General features: G+C 45.0%; 19 protein-coding genes. 9 read left to right on the forward strand and 10 right to left on the reverse strand.

Going from position 1 to position 20,009, the window contains the following annotated elements; all coding sequences use genetic code 11:
* Positions 1-28: 28 nt before the first annotated feature.
* The 3 genes from AAA938_RS08715 to AAA938_RS08725 form a co-directional block, all read right to left on the reverse strand.
* Positions 29-1,396 (reverse strand): cystathionine beta-synthase, encoded by a 1,368-nt coding sequence (locus AAA938_RS08715; RefSeq protein ID WP_338228279.1) that lies wholly within the window; start codon positions 1,394-1,396, stop codon positions 29-31.
* Between the two features lie 116 nt (positions 1,397-1,512).
* Positions 1,513-3,141, reverse strand: coding sequence for a putative ABC exporter domain-containing protein (locus AAA938_RS08720; RefSeq protein WP_338228280.1), 1,629 nt, complete (start codon positions 3,139-3,141; stop codon positions 1,513-1,515).
* Positions 3,134-3,853 carry an ABC transporter ATP-binding protein gene (locus tag AAA938_RS08725; RefSeq protein ID WP_338228281.1) on the reverse strand — a complete coding sequence of 240 codons (720 nt, stop codon included), beginning with the start codon at positions 3,851-3,853 and terminating at the stop codon, positions 3,134-3,136. Before AAA938_RS08725 ends, AAA938_RS08720 begins: the two co-directional genes overlap by 8 nt.
* A gap of 179 nt (positions 3,854-4,032) precedes the next feature.
* Between AAA938_RS08725 and AAA938_RS08730 the strand changes: the two genes are divergently transcribed.
* Positions 4,033-4,635: a hypothetical protein gene (locus AAA938_RS08730; RefSeq protein WP_338228282.1), complete on the forward strand. Its 603-nt coding sequence runs from the start codon at positions 4,033-4,035 to the stop codon at positions 4,633-4,635.
* Between the two features lie 174 nt (positions 4,636-4,809).
* On the opposite strand, the gene AAA938_RS08735 is transcribed toward AAA938_RS08730, so the two are convergent.
* From AAA938_RS08735 to AAA938_RS08750, 4 genes are all read right to left on the reverse strand, one after another.
* Positions 4,810-5,736, reverse strand: coding sequence for an aspartate carbamoyltransferase catalytic subunit (locus tag AAA938_RS08735; protein WP_338228283.1), 927 nt, complete (start codon positions 5,734-5,736; stop codon positions 4,810-4,812).
* A gap of 2 nt (positions 5,737-5,738) precedes the next feature.
* On the reverse strand, positions 5,739-6,287 hold the full coding sequence (gene pyrR, locus AAA938_RS08740; protein WP_338228284.1) for a bifunctional pyr operon transcriptional regulator/uracil phosphoribosyltransferase PyrR: 549 nt from the start codon (positions 6,285-6,287) through the stop codon (positions 5,739-5,741).
* A gap of 34 nt (positions 6,288-6,321) precedes the next feature.
* Positions 6,322-7,938: a hypothetical protein gene (locus AAA938_RS08745; RefSeq protein ID WP_338228285.1), complete on the reverse strand. Its 1,617-nt coding sequence runs from the start codon at positions 7,936-7,938 to the stop codon at positions 6,322-6,324.
* Positions 7,939-8,016: 78 nt separating this feature from the next.
* Positions 8,017-8,424 (reverse strand): EVE domain-containing protein, encoded by a 408-nt coding sequence (locus AAA938_RS08750; protein WP_338228286.1) that lies wholly within the window; start codon positions 8,422-8,424, stop codon positions 8,017-8,019.
* Positions 8,425-8,764: 340 nt separating this feature from the next.
* Here AAA938_RS08750 and polX point away from each other — a divergent pair, with 340 nt between their 5' ends.
* The 7 genes from polX (at position 8,765) to AAA938_RS08785 (ending at position 15,572) form a co-directional block, all read left to right on the forward strand.
* Positions 8,765-10,462: a DNA polymerase/3'-5' exonuclease PolX gene (gene polX / locus AAA938_RS08755; protein WP_338228288.1), complete on the forward strand. Its 1,698-nt coding sequence runs from the start codon at positions 8,765-8,767 to the stop codon at positions 10,460-10,462.
* A gap of 444 nt (positions 10,463-10,906) precedes the next feature.
* The gene (locus tag AAA938_RS08760; RefSeq protein WP_338228289.1) at positions 10,907-11,194 is read left to right on the forward strand and encodes a hypothetical protein; all 288 of its coding nucleotides are present in this window, start codon (positions 10,907-10,909) and stop codon (positions 11,192-11,194) included.
* A gap of 141 nt (positions 11,195-11,335) precedes the next feature.
* Positions 11,336-11,905 carry an RNA polymerase sigma factor gene (locus tag AAA938_RS08765; RefSeq protein WP_338228290.1) on the forward strand — a complete coding sequence of 190 codons (570 nt, stop codon included), beginning with the start codon at positions 11,336-11,338 and terminating at the stop codon, positions 11,903-11,905.
* Positions 11,898-12,692 carry a hypothetical protein gene (locus AAA938_RS08770; RefSeq protein ID WP_338228291.1) on the forward strand — a complete coding sequence of 265 codons (795 nt, stop codon included), beginning with the start codon at positions 11,898-11,900 and terminating at the stop codon, positions 12,690-12,692. The genes AAA938_RS08765 and AAA938_RS08770 overlap by 8 nt, the downstream gene beginning before the upstream one ends.
* Positions 12,693-12,730: 38 nt before the next feature.
* Positions 12,731-13,771 carry a hypothetical protein gene (locus tag AAA938_RS08775; RefSeq protein ID WP_338228292.1) on the forward strand — a complete coding sequence of 347 codons (1,041 nt, stop codon included), beginning with the start codon at positions 12,731-12,733 and terminating at the stop codon, positions 13,769-13,771.
* Between the two features lie 54 nt (positions 13,772-13,825).
* Positions 13,826-14,626 (forward strand): hypothetical protein, encoded by an 801-nt coding sequence (locus AAA938_RS08780; protein WP_338228293.1) that lies wholly within the window; start codon positions 13,826-13,828, stop codon positions 14,624-14,626.
* Between the two features lie 19 nt (positions 14,627-14,645).
* Positions 14,646-15,572: a DUF4097 family beta strand repeat-containing protein gene (locus AAA938_RS08785; RefSeq protein ID WP_338228294.1), complete on the forward strand. Its 927-nt coding sequence runs from the start codon at positions 14,646-14,648 to the stop codon at positions 15,570-15,572.
* 18 nt (positions 15,573-15,590) lie between these two features.
* Here AAA938_RS08785 and AAA938_RS08790 read toward each other — a convergent pair whose 3' ends face one another.
* Together AAA938_RS08790 and AAA938_RS08795 are read right to left on the reverse strand one after the other, a co-directional pair.
* The gene (locus tag AAA938_RS08790; RefSeq protein WP_338228296.1) at positions 15,591-16,079 is read right to left on the reverse strand and encodes a hypothetical protein; all 489 of its coding nucleotides are present in this window, start codon (positions 16,077-16,079) and stop codon (positions 15,591-15,593) included.
* A 10-nt stretch (positions 16,080-16,089) separates the two neighbouring features.
* Positions 16,090-17,193, reverse strand: a complete 1,104-nt coding sequence (locus tag AAA938_RS08795; protein ID WP_338228297.1) for a 2Fe-2S iron-sulfur cluster-binding protein — start codon at positions 17,191-17,193, stop codon at positions 16,090-16,092.
* 211 nt (positions 17,194-17,404) lie between these two features.
* Between AAA938_RS08795 and purB the strand changes: the two genes are divergently transcribed.
* Positions 17,405-18,748, forward strand: coding sequence for an adenylosuccinate lyase (gene purB, locus AAA938_RS08800; protein ID WP_338228298.1), 1,344 nt, complete (start codon positions 17,405-17,407; stop codon positions 18,746-18,748).
* A gap of 328 nt (positions 18,749-19,076) precedes the next feature.
* On the opposite strand, the gene ctlX is transcribed toward purB, so the two are convergent.
* On the reverse strand, positions 19,077-20,009 hold the full coding sequence (gene ctlX / locus AAA938_RS08805) for a citrulline utilization hydrolase CtlX (RefSeq protein ID WP_338228299.1): 933 nt from the start codon (positions 20,007-20,009) through the stop codon (positions 19,077-19,079).

The raw sequence follows: 20,009 nt of genomic DNA on the forward strand, positions 1-20,009 counted from the left end.
CTTTCAATTTTAAAATTTTCCAATCCGATTATTTCGTAAACGCTTCCAAAATATCGTGCTTGGTGATGATGTGGATATTGTCCAAGGTATCACGAACCAACACGGCCTTTTCCTTCTCTACCATGGACGATAGTACATCCAAAGTCGAATCCAACGCCACAAACTTCATCGAATCTTCCATCACATCGGACACTTGGGCATCTTTCAAGCCGGGGTTATCAATGATTTTGGAAAGGAGCTTGTTGTCGGTCAAGCTACCTACTACTTCATCATTTTCCATAACAGGGATTTGAGAAACACTTTTCCCGTTCATCAGGGCAATGGCTTCTTTGACCGAGTCGGACTTTTTCACTGCAAGAAGAGAATAGCTTCCGTTGCGCTGGGCGATGATATCCCGGGCAGTGGAATAGGTCTTATCTTCCAGAAATCCATGATTTCGCATCCACTCGTCGTTGTAGACTTTTCCCAAATACCGGGTACCGTGGTCGGGCAGAATGATCACCATTCGATCTCCTTCTTTCAGGTTTTCTTTGGCCCACTCCAATGCCCCATGTACCGCTGATCCGCATGACCAACCAACGAAAAGCCCTTCTTCTCTGGCCAAACGACGGGTCATCACCGCAGCGTCTTTGTCAGTTACTTTTACAAAGTGGTCAATCAAGCTGAAATCCACATTTTTTGGTAAAATATCCTCTCCAATCCCTTCGGTCAGGTAAGGGTAAATCTCCTTTTCATCGAAGATGCCGGTTTCCTTGTATTTTTTGAAAACAGAACCATAGGTATCAATTCCCACGGTCACAATGTTTGGATTCTGCTCTTTGAGGTATTTGGCTGTTCCGCACATGGAGCCCCCTGTACCTACCCCGGCAGCATAGTGAGTTATTGTTCCTTCAGTGTCTTGCCAAATCTCAGGCCCGGTAGTCTCGTAATGAGCAGCGGTATTGGAAAGATTGTCGTACTGATTGGGATAAAAAGAATTGGGGATGTCCCGGTTCAGCTTTCTGGCTACGGAATAATAGGAACGGGGATCGTCAGGAGTCACGTTGGTAGGACAAACGACCACTTCTGCACCGACTGCCTTAAGGATGTCGATTTTCTCCTTGGACTGCTTATCCGCCATGGTGAAAATACACTTGTAGCCTTTGGCCACAGCAGCCAAGGCCAAACCCATTCCTGTATTTCCGGAGGTTCCTTCGATAATCGTACCTCCCGGCTTCAGGATTCCTGCCTTTTCTGCATCTTCCACCATCTTGATCGCCATCCGGTCTTTCATGGAGTTGCCCGGATTGAAGTATTCGACCTTCACTAGGACTTCTCCTTTGATATCTTTGGCAAGCTTGTTTAGACGGATCATCGGGGTATTTCCGATGGTTTCAATGATGGAATTGTAAATCATGATGCAGTTACATTTGGATGGTCAAAATTACATGAATTTTCCGGCCTTAGGAAAAAAGGGACCTTTATCACCAAATATTATTTTGTAGTTAAAAGACTGTCAATTCCAATTCCCAATTACAGCTCCTTAAACTCCAATCGCTTGAGGATATCCATCGTCACATGAACCAAAATCGCCGCGATGAAAAAGAATCCGATCACCAGAGTCAATAATCCATACACAAATTGATCCGTGATGGCAAAGATGATAATGGAAAGAATCCCTGCCGGCGCCAAGCCAAAGAGCAAAAAACCTCCGATCATCAGGGGTTTGATCAGAAATCTATCCCAACTTTCCTCCAAGCCCACTTGAGGAATCAAATTGATCCCCAAGCCAATAAGGTAGGAGAAAACCATCCCCAAAGGGAAAATCAGGATTAATCCGGGACTGATTTTCGCAAGAAATACGGAAGGCAAAATCAACAAGACAGAAAAGATCACCGTCTGCAACAAATCCAGCTTGATCATATTCCAAAACTTGGAAGACCAACTAGCTGGAATCAGGATAAACCAAGGCTTTTTTAAATCTCCAATATTTGCCCGACCGATGCCTGCGAGGAAATAGAAGATGATCATGAAAAAGAGGTAGAAGTAAAAGACCTTGTGGGAAAACCAGTCGAATCGGGACAATCCTGCAAAAAGAATCCCCAAGGCGGCCATTCCGAGTGTGTACACCCCGATCAAAGGATGAAAATCCTGTCGGCTGCTATGCACATAATTTCTCCAATAAAAGGCTTTGGCTCCCATTCCGAATTCGGGCAAAGCCAGCTGCTTCTTTGAATTGAGACTGTAAGTATCCTCGGTCACCTCCTGTTTTCCACGGGCTTTTTCAAGTTTATCCTCATTGCTTTTGGTCGCTTCGAGCACATCCTCATAGTAATATCCCGAATGGCGGATGACCAGTTTCACCACCGTGAAGTAGGTCAGTCCATATAAGGCCACAAAACCGGAAGCCAAAATCCAATTTTGATGCTGCAGGTAGCCGAAGATGCCTTTGCTCCATCCTACAAGAGGAAAGAAATCAAACCAAGGCGAAGCTATCCAGGCAAACATCCCTTGCCAGAACTTTTCGGCTTGCAATCCAGGAATCAAGATCATCGCTGCCAGCAATACACCAACACCTACGATTCCACCCCGGATATAATCCATAATGCCGTATTTGGTATGAATTGTGTAAACCAAAAATCGGATCGGGAAGATCATGAAAAAGAAGAGGGCAAAGCCGAGTAAAAGAAAAACCACATTGTCCCAACTGAAATTAAACAACCCGGCCATTTGACTTCCTCCGTAGGCCAAAAATATCAGAGATCCGCCTAAAGAAGGAAGAATTGATCTGCCCATGTAGTACAATAGAAGATTTTCAGGTTTGACCGGAGCTGTAAAAAGGAGATTTACATCGGCCATTTTGAAAAAACTTACATTCTTCTTGGTAGCCCGATACAACTGAAAAAGCAAAAATGCCAACGCCAAAAGGGTGAGACCACCAATCATGTTTTGAAGACCATAGTCCACCTCTCCCAAAGCATCCAAATCCTGTCTGGACAAAGACTCTTCAGCTCGGTCTTTCATCCGCTGGGAATAGATAAAAAAGAAATACCCCACCATGACTGCGTAGGGAATCAGTCTCAACGGGTTTTTAAGGATTAAAAGGAGGTTGTTTTTTACAATCCAAAAATCCTTTCGTAGCAAAAGTCTGACTTCATTCATCCTTGGTCAATTCTAGAAACAAATCCTCCAAACTCAATCCTTCTCCGCCTTCGGCAGCTTGGGCTCGCAGATTGTGGATAGTATCGTTGCCAATAATCTGCCCGTTTTTCATGATCATAACCCGATCGGCGATACTCTCCACGCTATCAATCAAGTGGGTGGAGACTAAAATGGTCTTGCCGGATTCCTTAAGATTTCGGAAGACTTGCTTGGTGTTTTTGATTGCTTTTGGGTCCAAGCCAATCATGGGCTCATCAAAAAACAGCAATTGAGGATCAGGCAGCAGAGCGCAGCAGATCGAAACTTTTTGCCGCATCCCTTTGGAGAGATCCCTTCCCAGTTTTTTCTGCTTATCGTCGAGTTCGTACATCTCCAACAATTCCTGAGCACGAGGCTTCCAATCCCTCACTCCATAAGCCTGAGCTACAAACTGCATGTGTTCATATACGGTAAGCAAATCGTAGACATAGGGCGTTTCGGGTATGTAGCTGAAAAACCGCTTGGCCTCCACACTCAGATGATCGTGACCTCCAATGGTGATTTCCCCGGAGGTTTTGCGAAGCAAGCCCACAATACATTTCATGGTGGTACTTTTTCCAGCCCCGTTGGGACCCAGAAGTCCTACCACTTCTCCCCCATCCAGGTGAAAGGAAATATCGTCAACGGCATTTTGCTTGCCGTACTTTTTAATCAGATTGGTAACTGTCAGCATGGGAGCTTATTTTTTCGAAAAATGAACAGATCCTCGCTTTTTCCCAAACCGGCCCCTGACCAATGACAAGATTTCATTACCAATGAGGAAAAATGCGGACTTTTGATGTAACTCCCCTATTTTTAGAAAAGTTGTAATCACAAGCCATTTGTTTATTTATTTACAAACCTTACTAACTAATGAAAAAATTAATCATCGCCATTTTTATGTTGGCATTCGTTCAAGAAGTCGCTGCGCAGAGGGCCGGAGGATTCCGGTTTCAGATGGATTTAGGCGCAGCGATCCCGAAAGACGGGGGAATTGGAGCCTTGATGAATCTGGAACCGCAGATTTTGGTCAAAAGCAACTTGGCTTTTGGTGTTAGGTTTGGTGTAGCGGGTCTAGCCAAGGAAGTAGTCTATTTCAATGACCCTGAAGCATACGAGGGTGAAGTCGGAGGAAACGCATCCATCGTGGGAACGCTCAATTACTATTTCAATAAAGGAAACAGCCGGGTGGCCCCTTATATTGGGGCGGGTTTTGGCTACTACGGATTCAGCAACTTAGAAGTGGATTCCAATGATGCACCCGAAGATGTTGGGAATTTGGAAGCTGATTTTGCCTGGGCTCCTATGCTGAGAGCAGGTGTGGAATTGGGAAAATTCCGCTTGGGTGCGGAATACAACTTTGTCCCCAGCAGTGATCTTCAAAATATAAGCGGGACTGCTATCGGTACAGCAGTCAATGAGTATTTCGGCTTCACTTTAGGATTCTTCGTGGGCGGAGGAAAATGGGGGAAATAAATTTGGATACTTCGGCCCGCTCAGCACAAGTTTGAGATTTCGGATACCTTGCTTAGGCTATGGGTTCGGTTAAATACAAAAAAGGATGGGGTTGGCACCTCATCCTTTTTTCTTATCTCAATTATTTACTTTTAGATACTTGATTCTAGCCACCTGATTCTTGATACTAAATAATCAAGCTTTTGCTCCAGCCAAAAGATAGAGTACCGCCATTCTTACAGCCACACCGTTTTCAACCTGCTCCAAAATGATGGATTGTGCAGAATCAGCTGCATCCGAACTTAATTCCACTCCTCGGTTGATCGGACCCGGGTGCATCAGGACAATCTCTTTATTCAAAGAGTTGAGCATCTTTTTATTGATCCCATAGTAAAGGGAATACTCTCTGAGGCTAGGGAAATACTTGATCTGCTGACGCTCCAATTGAATTCTGAGCACGTTGGCTACATCACACCATTCCAAGGCTTTTCTCACGTCCAATTCCACCTTTACGCCCAGGCTGGAAATGTATTTGGGGAGCAAGGTAATCGGTCCGCAGACCATCACCTCAGCGCCTAGCTTTTTGAGGCAGAAGATATTGGAAAGAGCTACTCTCGAATGAAGAATATCCCCTATGATGGCAATCTTTTTCCCTGCCAAGTCCCCCACTTTTTCCCGCATGGAAAAGGCATCCAAAAGTGCCTGTGTGGGATGCTCGTGAGTACCATCTCCTGCATTGACGATATTGGCTTTTACATTTCTGGAAAGGAAATGAGGAGCACCGGGGCTGGCATGGCGCATGACCACCATGTCAACTTTCATGGAGAGAATATTATTTACGGTGTCTACCAGGGTCTCCCCTTTTTTCACAGAGGAGTTGGAGGATGAAAAGTTAACCACGTCGGCGCTGAGTCGCTTTTCTGCAAGCTCGAAGGAAAGCCGTGTTCTAGTGGAATTTTCAAAAAATATATTGGCGATGGTGATGTCGCGAAGAGAAGGGACTTTTTTGATCGGTCGGTTGATGACCTCTTTGAAATTGGCTGCCGTTTCCAGAATCAGCTGAATGTCTGATTCGGTGATATCTTTGATTCCAAGCAGATTTCGGGTGCTGATTTGCGACATAGTTAGGGGTTGACTTTCTCTGTGATCCAAACGGCGTCCTGTTCCGGTCCTTGTCCTGCCCACTCCACGACCACATATTGGCTGTCCAGTGTATTGACATTGACTCCGCAATAGTCAGGAAGGATGGGATAGTCCCGGGTATATTTGCGGTCCACGAGGACCATCAACTCTACTTTTTGTGGTCTGCCAAAGGCAATCATCGCATCCATGGCTGCTCTTACACTTCGTGCTTTGTAAAGCACATCGTCGATGAGAATGACCTTTTTGCCTTCTACCAAAAAATCGATTTTCGTCTCGTTGGCTTTGAGAGGAAAGTCTCTTCTGCGGAAATCATCCCGGTGAAAAGTAGCATCCAAATATCCGGAGGGAACTCGGATTCCGGCAATCTCCTGAAGCTGAGCAACTACCTTATCCATCAACAAGGTACCCCGGGGCTGAAGTCCCAAAATCACCGTGTTTTCGAAATCGTCGTGATTTTCGATGAGTTGAAAACAGAATCGCTTCAGGATGATGGCAATCTGCTGCTGATCGAGTACGAGTCGCTTTTGCATGGGTAGGATTTGAGCGTAAATATAGAAAATAAAACTAGTCCCCTTCCTCCTCCGGCTGATACAAATCTCCGTCGATTACGAATTTGCTCAAAAAGAAAACCTCCTTGACCTCTTCCATTCCATCTTCATTTTGGAAGCGGATAGATTGCATTCCCGAGAGCAAGAAGTATTGATCATACCAATGGAAAAGGCGAAGTGTCTCCAAATCAGTCCTTTGTATTCTTTCCTCTTCGTTGGGTAGCTCGATCGCAAAGAATAGGCGCTCAAACTTCTTCTCTCCGTTTCTGAAAAAACTGGCAACGATTTGGTCATTTTCAGCATAGACATGATACAAATCATCACCTACATAAGCAATCTCTCCAAAAGGCCCTGAAAAGAAAGTGGCAAAGTCTCCATAAGTAGCAGAATTATCCCAGAGGATTTGGCCATCTTTTGCCACCTTGACAAAATGAGAAGACACATATTGGTATTCGGTCTGGATATAGACCGGAGTTAGATCTCCAACAGGATTAGGATTGGTCAGATTGAGAGGGGTAGAGGCCATACGATTGGCCTGATTGTATCTAAACTCGCTGAATGGGCTTGCCGAACCTGTTCTTGCCCCACCTCTGGAAGTCACAATATTAACCTGATCAAAATAAACCAAAAATGCATCCTCGGTTTCTTTGACTTCCCGGATTGTATAGGTATTCCTAATCGGAGGAATCTTACCCTTTTCCAAGTCTTTGAGCACCTGCTGATCCTTTTTTTCCTTTTGTTTTTCCTTCAGGTAGTTGAAAAAATTCGGAAAATCCTCCAACCCGTAAAGCTTGAATTTATACTCACCAAATTCATTGATATCCATGATAAACATACCCTGGTAATTGCCCCGGGCGTTTAGTCCATAGGACCCGATCATCACTTGCTGGTAGTTTTGATCTGCCAATAGCAATCCTCCAAGAATCTCCTGCCCTGGCTCTCCAAATTGGTCTACTTTCACCTCCCGGTAGAGATTTCCCAAAAGATCAAAAGTCAAGATGAGTAACTCCCGATTTCTGAATTGGCCCTTTCTATTGACAACTACCTCGATGGATTCCAATTCTGGCATTTTTCTAACCTGAAGCACCTGGGTGTTATTGCCGTAGATTCCCTGAACGGTATGCAGGCTTTTGTCTACCAAATCCAAAATCTGTAAAACAGGCCGATTCTCTGAGGTTCCAAGAAAAACCGCCTTCTTGTCTTGTACCAAAAACTCCACCAAGTCAGAGGGAAGCAGGTTGTCAGCGGAATATTCAAGACCTTGGTTGGTGTTTAGGTCCACTTCCAAAACATATTTGGTGGAATTGCCAGTCGATCCCTTGGCAAACAGGACATACAGACGATCCCCATCCGTATCGTATCCCATCATATCGAAATTGGTCCTTACGTCCAATTCAACTATGCCCTTTGAGTTTAAATCATTGTCAGATAAGAAAAATTGAAAGATCCTTTCTCCGGAAAAGTTCTTGGTAATCATCGTGCGAAATGAAACCAAACCCAAGTCGGTTCTCATGGTCTCAAAAGTTGGATCAAATGCCTCTCCTTTGATTTCAAACCGGGACAAAAACTTGATTTGACCAATGGCTTGGAATTGAGTTACCAGTAAAAAAAGAAGGAGCCAATATTTTTTCATAGGAAGTGTTTCTCTGGTCTTGTTGGAAGGAAATTTGGGAGAATATTCAAGTGAGGAAATGGTTGGGAGGGTTTCTGCTTAGGACTTTTTTGCGCTCATTTTCAAAATCAAATCAAACTCAGCCTTAGTCACAGCCATAACAGACAATCGGGATTGCTTTAGCATGAGCATTTCCGATAGCCGATCATCCGCTTTGATAGCTACTAGGCTTACCGGGTTTTGAAGGGGACTTTTGACCTTTAAGTTTACCGCAACCCAATCTCCATCTTTTGGATCAGGAAAAGCCTCCTCAGAAACCTCAGCTATCCCAACGACAGCTTTGTCCTTTCCGCTGTGATAAAAGAGCACCTGATCTCCTTTTTTCATTTCCCTGAGAAAATTCCTCGCCTGATAGTTTCTCACGCCATCCCAAACATCCTCTCCTTTCTTTTCAAAATCTGCCCAAGAATAGGAAGTGGGTTCTGATTTGACCATCCAGTAGTTCATTTGGTATTGAGTTAATGAGTTATTGGTTATTGAATTCTTAAGTTATTCGTTTTTTGAGACACTTCTTTCATCTAAGATGAACCTTTGATTTACGAATTTCGACGTATTCAGGACCTTCAATCAATATTTTGATCAAAGAACCTGACAACTTTGCCACTTTCCCACCTTGCAACTTTCCGAAATCAGCACCATCCTTGCCTCATCGGTCATCAGTCATCCAACATCGGACAATTCTCAAACTGTAAACCACCTCTCAAAGGATAAGTTAAGCTTTCGGACTTTAAATTGAAACAAATATTGAAGACCTTTGTCCTATTAGCCTAACGAAAACCCAAACGTTTTGGATCATAAAACTATCCTGAAAAAGCTCAAGCTGACCATTCAGCTGATGGAGCTTCATGACGAAAACCCATTCAAAATCCGCAGCTATCAAAGTGCCTTGAATTCCCTAGAGCGTGGAGATCAAGACCTGATGGAAGTCGAGGATGCAGACCTGTCAAAAATCCCCGGTGTGGGAAAAAGCATTCAGGAAGCAATCATCAGCCTCAAGGCTACTGAGACTTTCCCAACACTGGACGAACTCCTGACCAAAACCCCTCAGGGCATTTTGGAAATCCTACAGATCAAGGGCTTGGGACCCAAAAAAGTAAAAACACTTTGGGAAGAACTCGGAATCACTTCCACCCACGAGCTCATGGAGGCTTGCCAAAGCAACAAAGTGGCTCAGATCAAGGGTTTCGGAGAAAAAACTCAGGAAAGCATCATCCAAAATCTGGAATTCAAAGCTTCCAATGCGGGAAAATGGCTCTATGCAGATATCGAAGAGGCGATTGTGGCCTTGGAAGAAGAACTCAAAAAACTGGCTGGAAAAGTTTCCCTTGAAACCGTGGGGGAATTTGCAAGAAAAATGGAAATCATCTCCGGCGCGGAGTTCTTGGTAAGTAATCAGGCAGACAAGAAAAGCTTGAAAAACTGGGATCGGATCGATTGGGAATGGACTCAGAGCAGTCCGACTACCTGGCAGGGAAAGCTGAAAGACCTTGATCTGAAAGTCACCTTGTATTTCTCCAGCGAGGAAGATTTCCTCTGGAAAAAAATGGCGCATAATGCTTCCAAAGCCCATTTGCTTTCCCCGGTATCCGAATCAGAAAACATCGGGGAACGTTTGATGAAAAAGGACTTCAGCTCAGAGGAGGAGTTTTTCTCCAAAAACAGCCTTCAATTCATCCCGGTGGAAATGAGAGAGGGATTTGGTGAAGTCACCCGTGCCAAGGAAAATGCCATTCCAAACCTTTTGGAAGAAACTGATCTGAAAGGCATCCTGCACAATCACTCCACCTACTCCGACGGAAAGCACAGCCTGAGGCAAATGGCCGAATACTGCAAATCCTTGGGCTATGAATACTTGGGCATTTCAGACCATAGTCGCACAGCAAGCTATGCAGGCGGACTTGAAATCGAAAAAGTCCTGAAGCAGCATCAGGAGATCGACGAACTAAATAAGGAACTTGCTCCTTTCAAAATCTTCAAAGGAATAGAAAGCGACATCTTGGGAGACGGAAGCTTAGACTATCCGGACGAGGTGTTGGCCAGCTTTGACTTTATCGTTTCCTCTGTGCATTCCATCCTAAATATGGATGTAAAAAGAGCTACCGAACGCCTGCTCAAAGCCATCAACAATCCTTATACTACTATCCTCGGACATCCGACGGGCCGACTTCTGCTGAGAAGAGAAGGCTATCCCATCGATCACCAAGTCATCATCGATGCCTGTGCAGAGCGCGGGGTCGTGATTGAAATCAATGCCAATCCCTGGAGATTGGATTTGGATTGGCGATGGGTGAATTATGCGATGGAAAAAGGAGTCAAACTCTCCATCAATCCAGACGCCCATGAAATGGACGGCTATGCCGACATGAAATATGGCGTTTTGGTAGGAAGAAAAGGTGGTTTGACCAAGGAAATGACTCTCAATGCCCTTAGCGGAGAGGAAATCGCCGCTTATTTTGCCAATCGAAAAGCAGGATTCGGGAAGTAGTTGACAAGTTTGCAGTTGGCAGTGAACAGTATTCAGTTAGCTGCGTAGTCAGTCTGAGCGCTGGAACTACGGGAGTAGCGTAGGCCGAAGCCGTCAGGTTGGAAATTCAGAAAGATAAATTCAGAAAGCTGAAACTTGACTACAAAAAATCATCTGTGGGAATCTGTGTCATCTGTGAGCCATATTTAAAGTAAGAAGTATGAAGTCAGAAGTCTGAAATTTGACCAGAAAAATCATCTGTGGAAATCCGTTTCATCTGTGAGCCGGATTTAAAGTTTGAAGTCAGAAGGCTGAAACTGACTAGAAAAAAACATCTGTCAGAATCTGTGATTTTAATCCGTGGAAATCTGTGGGAAATAAAAACCTTGATTTCTGAAAAAATTACCATTTTAACCCAGACCCAGTAACTTTACCCTCAATTCACCCTAAACTCAAGTACCCTTTATGAAATGGTCCAACCTTCCCGAACCGGTTCTTTTACAGCGCTCCTTTATTTTTGGCCTTACGGGAATCATTTTGGGCACCCTTTCCTTGATCAATACCCAATTTGGCTTCTTGGATGCACCAATGGGCCCGCTGAATGGAGTCAGTCTGTTGCTTCAGTTTTTCGGATTGAGCCTGGCGGTGATGGTCCTTCGGAAAAGGAAACTCCCGCAGGAGTACAAGGAAAAATCCCAGATCATGATCCTCGTTTTGGGAGTTGCTCTCCTGTTTTTTGTCCTTTCGCTCTGAGGAAAATCAAAAAAATGCAACTCTGAAAGCAACTGACTTTCAGGGTTTTTATTTTTATCCTCAAAAAATTTAACTTTTTTTAGTCTTCCTGCGCAACCCATTTTCAGGCATCTGCATCTACCCTATTGAAAGCCAACCGGAATGTTTAACAGATCCAATTTTTCTACAGAAGAAGGACTAATCAAAGGATGCCTCAAGGGTGACAGAGCTGCCCAGAGACATCTCTACGATTCCTACTCGGGAAAATTCCTGGCCATCTGTATGCGGTACCTCAAAGACCGGGAACATGCCGAAGATGTGATGATCGAGAGCTTTATGAAAATCTTCGAAAAACTCCCCCAATTCCAATCCAAGGGAAGTTTCGAAGGATGGATGAAGCGGATCGTAGTCACCCAGGCTTTGATGAAGCTCAGAAGCAACCGGCACCTGATGATGGAAGTGAACATGGAGGATGAGCACTACTTGCAATCTCCCCAGTACGAACTCACCCATTTGGAAGCTGCCGAGTTGATGGAATTGGTTCAGAGCCTCCCAGTAGGCTACCGGACTGTATTCAACTTGTACGCGATAGAAGGATATTCTCATCAGGAAATAGGAGACTTGCTCGGAATCAGTGAGAGCACCTCCAAGTCCCAATTGAATCGGGCGAGAAATTCGCTCAAAGAAAAAATTGCCAGTCTTTCACCCAAAATCAAGACAAATCATGGCTAAGACAAATGAACAATTCGACCGGGTGTTTCGGGAAAAACTCGAAACCCACCAAGAAAAGCCCAGTGCACTGGCTTGGGAGAGGTTGGAAAGCCAGCTCCCGACAAAGGCTAAAAAAGGCTGGGGCTTCTTTATAGGCATTGCCGCTTCTATGACCATTCTTTTGACGGTCGGCTACCTGCTTTGGCCGAGAGAAGGAGGAATAAGCGAAGAAAATCTTCTTGCCGAGCAGACAACTGAAGAGGTAGAAAATACCCCTGAAGCTACCACCGAGGTGATCCCTGAAGAAGTGATTCCAAGCGAAGAAAAAGAGGAATTTCCTGAAGTTAAATCAATTGAAACTCCCGCTCCCAAAAAGCAGGAGAAAGTTCAAAAACAGACTGAAATCCAGCCTCGTCGGGAATTAATTGCTGACTCTTCTCCCAAAATCGAAGAGCAAAGCAAAAAGACGGAGATCGAACTCGTTCCGGTCCCTGAGCTGAAAGCCGAAGATTTGATCGAGCTACCCAAGCCTGAACTGAAGGCCGTGGAAATGCCTAAAACTCTCGTGGCAGAAGCTAGCAAACCCGCTGAAGACGAGCCACTCTACCGAGTCAGCATCTACTCCAACGGGATCAAAAAAGGAGAAGCTCCGGATAAAAATCTGATTACAGAATTGGGAAAAACGGTAGGCCAAGTAGAAGACCTGCTTGGCAAAGTGGATGATGGATTGATCTCCCTTCAGGATGCCAAAAACAACCTCTTTACCGCTAAAAACACCAAGAGAGAAGTCTCTGAAGAAAAACCATAAAAAAAACTAAACCAACTCATTTCTTAAAGTCAAATCGTATGAAAAAGTATCTGCTTTTATTTTGTCTGATGGCCTTGGTTCAGGTCGCTTTTGCCTCCACCGACCCAATAGACTATCCCCTCACCGAAACCCGCGTGATGAAAGACAGCGTGGTCATTGAATTCGGTAAATCCGGAAAAGTGGTAATCATGGTGGAGTCCAAGGAGGATTTTGAAAAGCTTAAGCTCATGAACATCAATCAGATTATCAGCGAGCTGGATCTGGAAGAAAACGAACAAACTGGAGATCTTACCATTGTAGAAATCCGCAAAAAAGACGGTAGCATCAAAGAAGTGGTCAAAGTCTATGAAGACGGCCTAGAGACCGAGGTAAATGTAGCCGGGGTTCGGGTGTATGTGGATGAAAGCGGGGAAAATACCCGGGTCAAAGTCGAAACTGGAGGGCGAAAAAAATCCGACCCTCCCTTCCGCTCCTACTTCAATGTGGACTTGGGGATCAACAACTACCTGGAAGATGGGTCTTTCCCTACCTCAGACAACCCGTACGCGGTGAAAGGCTGGGGTAGCTGGCAAGTTGGTCTCAACTGGATGGCTTCTCAGCGCATCTCCAAAGGCTTCCACTGGAACTTTGGATTGGGATTCCAATGGTACAATTTCAAGTTTGAAAACAGGGATTTCCAGGCGGTACGAGGAGAGGATATGATCGAGTTTGAGCAAAGAACTGATGTAGATGGCTTCAAAAGCAAGATTTCTGCTTCTTATCTCACTGCCATGACTTTGCTGGAGCTGGATTTTGGAAAAATGAACGACAGCAAGCGAGGACTTAGCCTTGCAGTAGGACCTTATGTAGGCTATAGACTGGGCGGCCAATCCAAATATGTCTATGAAGAACTTGGAGGATCCGGTCGTAAGAAAGACAAAGAAGCTACTGGCCTTTACTTGGAAAATCTCCGCTATGGACTCCGGGGAGAGCTTGGAGTAGGAAGAGTGAAGTTTTTCACCACCTATGACCTGAACGAGCTTTTCCAAGAAGGAAAAGGTCCTGCCCTCAATCCCATCACATTCGGAATTGTATTTTAATCAGGTAGGGGAGCTAAATCTCCCCTGCCCTTTCTTTTGCTAACTAAACCAACAATGAAAAAATCACTTTTAATTTTCTGTTTTCTCTTGCCCATTTCCTTGGCATTTTCTCAAGAAAAAACAGCCATGGAAGGAGAGAAAACCAAAGTCTACACCGTAATGGGAAAGAGCTGGATGGTCACCAAATACGAAGACGGCACCAAAATGTATGAATGGGAAATCAGCGAAGAAGACTATCAAAACCATGTCAAAAAAGGACATTCCCGATTCGAGACCAACTTTGTGGAACCTGAACTGGGAATCAACCTTTGGCCTATTGATAAAGGAGCACCTGAAGTCAAGCCATGGGGCAGCTGGTATTTCGCCATGAACAGTACTGGCACCTGGAAGCCCAGCAGAAACTTCCGTCTGAAATCCGCATTGGGTGTCAGTTGGTACAACTTCAAGTTTGAAGACACAGACCTCATAGCTGTAAAAACTCCAGATGGACTGGAATTCCAGGAATTTACTGAAGGGGTGGGTACCAAATCCAAGATTTCTGCCTCCTATGTCAACCTCACCTTGGTTCCAAGCATTCAGACCAATGACGGAAATCTCCGCTTCGGAGTAGGAGCCTATGCTGGACTGAGGATCGGTGGTAGAGGTAAGTTTGTCTATGATGATGCCGATGGAGATCAGACCAAGCTTTATGAAAAATCCAATATGTACGTGGACAATTTCCGATATGGTCTTCGCTCCGAAATCGGAGTGGGAGACGTGACCCTTTTCTTCAATTATGATTTAAATGATCTCTTCCAGCCTGGAAGAGGACCCGAGCTACAGGCCATGAGTTTTGGGATTTTATTTACCGATTAAAATTTAAACAACCTTAACGATGAAAAATACCTATTCAAAACTGACACTGACGCTTCTTTTAGCGCTGGTATCTACTTGGACATTCGCTCAAAATGTATTGGTAGATACCAAAAAATCCTATCCAGGAATCACCCGAATCGAAGTAGAAAGCGGCTGGCTAAATGTAACCTACACAGGCGGATCCAGCTCATCTGTAGATGTGGAAGCCTACTTGGAGTCCAATGACACCGATCAGGATATTGTCTTTGTCACGGTGGGCGATGTACTCAAAATTACCCATACCCGAAAGCAAAGAAACTACAGCTGGAATACCCGAAATAAAGGCTACATCACTATTTCTGGACCGGAAGCCATGGCTTTGGACGTGAAGGGAAGCTCTGGGAACATCACGGTGACTCAGGTAAAAAGCGAGAGAACAAACCTGAGAATCACCTCAGGGAATCTTAAAGCCAACCAAATAGGCGGAGATCTTCTCGTCAAAGCTACCTCAGGCAACTTGACTGTGGACGGAGTTAAGGGAAGTGTGGAAAGCGGACTGACCTCCGGTAACGGAAACTTCTACAATGTAGATGGAGACTTGAACTATGAATCCACCAGTGGCTCCTTGGATGCCAAAAATATAGGAGGTGAAGTCAGTGTCAGCCTGACTTCTGGCAATGCCAAAATCGAGAATGCCGGGAAACTAGGAAACTTGCAGTTTACCTCAGGCACCATGCGGGCAACAGGCTCCGGGCTGGGTGAAAACACCCGATTTCAGGGAAGTTCTGGCAACTTCCGCATCCAAACCAATTCCAATCTGAAGGATTTCAATTTTTCCCTAAAAGCTTCTTCCGGCAATCTTAAAGTAGGCAGCATCAGCTCCGGAAAAACACTGGAAATCGATAACGGTTCTTCTACCTGGATCCGGGGAAATATTACTTCAGGAAATATTTCCATCGAAAACTAAAAAAAAGCCAATCTTAATTTACTCAGGCCGGGATGCTGCACGAATCAGCTCCCGGTCTTCTTTTTTCAGCCTCATCAGCCTTGCCATCCGATCCGGACTGGGCTTGGCCAGGGAAAAGAAAACCAAAGCAAGGGCAAATAGAATGGTATGAAGGGGATTCCCGCCAAATAGCAGGCCGATACTGGTGCAAATCGAAACCAAAAACAGAAACAAAAATCGCTGCTCGGTAGCCTTGGAGTAGATTCTTACCTTTTCTACCAAGTCCTCCTCTTTGAATGTCGCTTTGATTTTCCCGTGAAATACAAGGTATTGCCCAAGCAAAATAGAAGAGGAAAAGGCAATCAAAAATCCATTCAGAAAGCCCCCCAAAGGAGGAAGGTCCTTGTTTATACTTCCTGAAGAATGATAGAGATACACCAAACCGAAAATCGGAAGTGCAATCATCAAAATGATAAGGGTAAACCTTTCGGTTCGCTTGTATATCTTTCGAATAGGGTCGATTTCCAAAATGCTGATGTTATTCGATGGTGACTTGAATGTCTTCTGTCAGCGGTCGGGAAACACAGCAAAGAATATAGCCTGCCTCCTTTTCCTTGTCACTCAATCCTGCATCCTCATCCATCTTGACTTCACCGCTCAGTAGCCTGCCCCGACAAGCCGTGCAGAGTCCGCTTTGGCAGCTGTAGGGCATATTCAATCCGGATTCCAAGCCGGATTCCAAAATGGTCTTGCCCGGATTCACGGTTACCACATGCTCCTCCCCTTCCAATATGACACGTACATCCCGGGTCAAAATCCCGTGATTGATGCCTTTAAGTGCATCTTCATGAGCCTGGTGAGCAGCAGCAGAAAAGAAACTTTCCCGATGAACTCGGCCCTTTTCCACGCCCAATTTATCCAAGACTTCCTCTGCCGTATCCATGATTCCATCCGGTCCGCAGAGGAAATATACTTCTTCGTAGCGCTTCTCAAACTCAGCCTTCGCAAACAATTCTCTCAAAAGATCAGCAGAAAGTCTTCCCTTCAGACCAGTCCAGCCTTCCGAAGGCTGGCTAAGATTATGGATAATATTCAATCGGTCAGAGTTAGCCTTCTGAAGCAGGTCCAATTGCTTTTTGAAAATGATTTGTTCCTCATTTCGGCTGCAATAAATCAGCGTGATCACCGACTGGGGCTCATTGACCAAAACAGATTTGAGAATCCCCATCAGAGGGGTAATCCCGCTTCCTCCGGCAATAAGGAAGAAGTGACGTCTGTTTTGGGAATGAAAATCCGTGGTAAAATTCCCAAGAGGCTTAAGTACATTGATGGTTTTCCCCGGGAAAACTTTCTCATTCAGGTAATTGGAAAAAAGTCCTCCGGGTACCCGCTTCACAGAAATCCCCGGAAAAGGATCCACAAATGGGGAGGTACAAAGCGAATAGGACCTCCGCTGCTCCTTTCCTTCGAAATCCATCACCAAAGTCAGGAATTGCCCGGGTTTGTAATCCAAATAAGGCTCGGGCTGCTCAAAATAAATGGTAACCGTATCTGAAGTTTCTTTGACTACCTCCCGCACTTTGAGAGGCAAGTAAGGGCTGACCTTGACCTCTTCTTTCTTTTTCTTGAAGAAATTGAACATCTGATTTTTGTGAATTGGGTGCAAAAATAATTTCCCAAGCCGGAAAACCGGCAATCCTTGGAAATTTTTCCCTCTTTAACCCCAAAACAAAAAGGTAAGTTTGGATGAATGGGAGAATTATGCGCGCAGACAGAAGATTTTTTGGTCAAAGACTTAACTTTGCCCTTCCCGAAAATCGGGTCAATCCCCTTTTTGATTCAAATCCTCACCCATGGAATTCAACGCGCTCACCGCAATATCTTCAGTAGATGGCCGATATGCCGGCAAAACTACCCCACTGAGGGCCTTTTTCTCGGAATTTGCTCTGATCAAATATCGCGTTCACGTAGAAGTCGAATATTTCATCGCCCTATGTCAGTTGCCTCTCCCCCAGTTGGAAGATTTTGATCACAGCCTTTTCCCTCAACTCAGAGGATGGGTCAAAAACTTTTCTCTGGAAGATGCTGAATGGGTGAAAAATACCGAGCGCACCACCAATCATGATGTGAAGGCAGTGGAATATTTCCTGAAGGAAAAGTTTGATCAGCTGGGATTGGATGCCTACAAGGAATTCATCCATTTCGGACTTACCTCACAGGATATCAACAATACGGCTACTCCCCTCATGCTCAAATTGGGCATGCAGGAAGTGATTTTGCCTCTTTTGCAGGAAGTCATCGAAAAACTGAGTGATCTGGCTGAAGAATGGAAAGACATCCCTATGCTTGCAAAAACTCACGGACAGCCTGCCTCACCCACACGTCTGGGCAAGGAAATTCAGGTTTTTGTGGTTCGGCTGAAGAGTCAACTGGAGCTTTTGGAGCAGGTGCCTTATTCTGCCAAATTCGGTGGAGCGACAGGTAACATGAATGCGCATCAGGTAGCCTATCCTGAGCTGGACTGGAATGAATTTGCCTTCACATTCGTGGAAAATTTCCTCGGCTTGGAGCGTTCTTTCCCAACCACTCAAATCGAGCATTACGACAACCTTGCTGCACTTTTTGATGGCCTGAAGCGAATCAACACCATCTTGCTGGATCTCTCCAAGGATGTTTGGCAGTACGTAGCTATGAACTACTTCAAGCAAAAAATTAAAGCCGGAGAGGTGGGCTCTTCTGCTATGCCTCACAAGGTAAACCCGATTGATTTTGAAAACGCAGAAGGAAATCTGGGGGTCGCTAATGCACTTTTGGAGCACTTGGCAGGCAAACTCCCGATTTCCAGACTTCAGCGGGACCTGACCGACAGTACGGTTTTGCGGGTGATTGGAGTTCCTTTGGCACATATGCTGATTTCTCTCGAATCACTCCAAAAAGGTCTTGGCAAACTCGAACTCAACCGTGCGGCAATCGATGCAGATTTGGAAGAAAACTGGGCCGTGGTAGCTGAGGCAATCCAAACCATCCTGCGGAGAGAGGCCTTCCCAAAACCCTACGAAGCCCTCCGGGACCTGACACGAACCAACACAAAAATCACTCAGAAATCCATTTCCACTTTTGTAGACGGCTTGCCAATTTCAGAGGAATTAAAAGCCGAATTGAAGGCCATTACTCCTTTTAATTACACGGGGATTTGAGGGCGGTTGGCAGTTAGCTGTAAGTAGCGGTCGGTAAATCGTAAATGGTGAATGGTTAGGGGTAAGTAGTGGTTTTTTCTCGAATAGATGTTCATTGTAAAAAGTCTAATTTGATAAGGTTTGAGCTTATTGGCACTGGTGCTGAATTAGGTCAAAGAATCAGGCTTTATATCTCCCACAGATATCCACAGATCAAAATCACAGATTCCCACAGATGATTTGCTCTGGTCGAGTTTCAGCCTTCTGATTTTAAAACCATTTACTGCTTACTACTCACAATTTACAAACAACTCCTGCTGGCAACTGCAAACTGCTAACTACACACTGTCTACAGATTTCTCGGTAAAAAAATCTCCGCCATCATGCATCGAGCAGAGCCTCCGCCCAATTTCTCAATCGTGGGAATGGAAGGACTGATGATCGTCGTGTATTTTTCAATTTGCTGGATTTGCCCCACATTCAGTGAATCATAGGCTGTCTGAGACATAACGGTAAACTTTTCCCCACCTGAATTGCTCACTTCCAGCATATTCCCCGCAAAGTTAAACTTCTGCTTTGCTGTGATGGGAATCACCTTTTTCCCGGCTTTGGTGAGGGATTCCTGCACTAGCTGTCTTTCGCTGGCCTTGGGAATACTATCCAGGCAAACTACTGCCAAATCTGTCCCCACATGCATCATCACATTGGTGTGGTAAATGGGACTGATTTGCCCTCCGATTTCCTGAACTGAATCAAACCCTACCACTTGGTAACCCAAAAGCTTGGCAACATAATCCAAAGGAACCCGATGAGTACGCTGAGAATAGCAGGCATAAATAGTCTTGGAATCGTGATCAATGACCATACTTCCTGTCCCCTCCATGTACTGTTCGCTTTCTTCAAAAAAGCTCAAATCCAAAATCTCCCTTACCCCAAAGCCTAAATTCATCAGCTGTTCGATGATGTCTTTCCTTCTTTCCAGCCGACGATTAGGGGAATACATGGGATAAAGGATCAATTTACCGTCAGGATGGGTGCTAAACCAGTTGTTAGGGAATACCGCGTCGGTCTTGACAGGAGAATCCGTATCCTCTATGACCACCACTTCTACCCCCTGATCTCTTAGCAAAGCCACAAAGCCATCAAACTCCCGCCTTGCCAATTCCCGGATTTCATCGGCTGACCTTTGGTCTTTTTGCTGGTAAAAGTTGTTCTCCGCCGTTTCGGGATTGAAACCAAAGTTGGCTGGACGAACCATCAAGATTACAGAACTGGTTTGCAT

This window comes from Algoriphagus taiwanensis, assembly GCF_036245645.1.
Taxonomy (GTDB): domain Bacteria; phylum Bacteroidota; class Bacteroidia; order Cytophagales; family Cyclobacteriaceae; genus Algoriphagus; species Algoriphagus taiwanensis.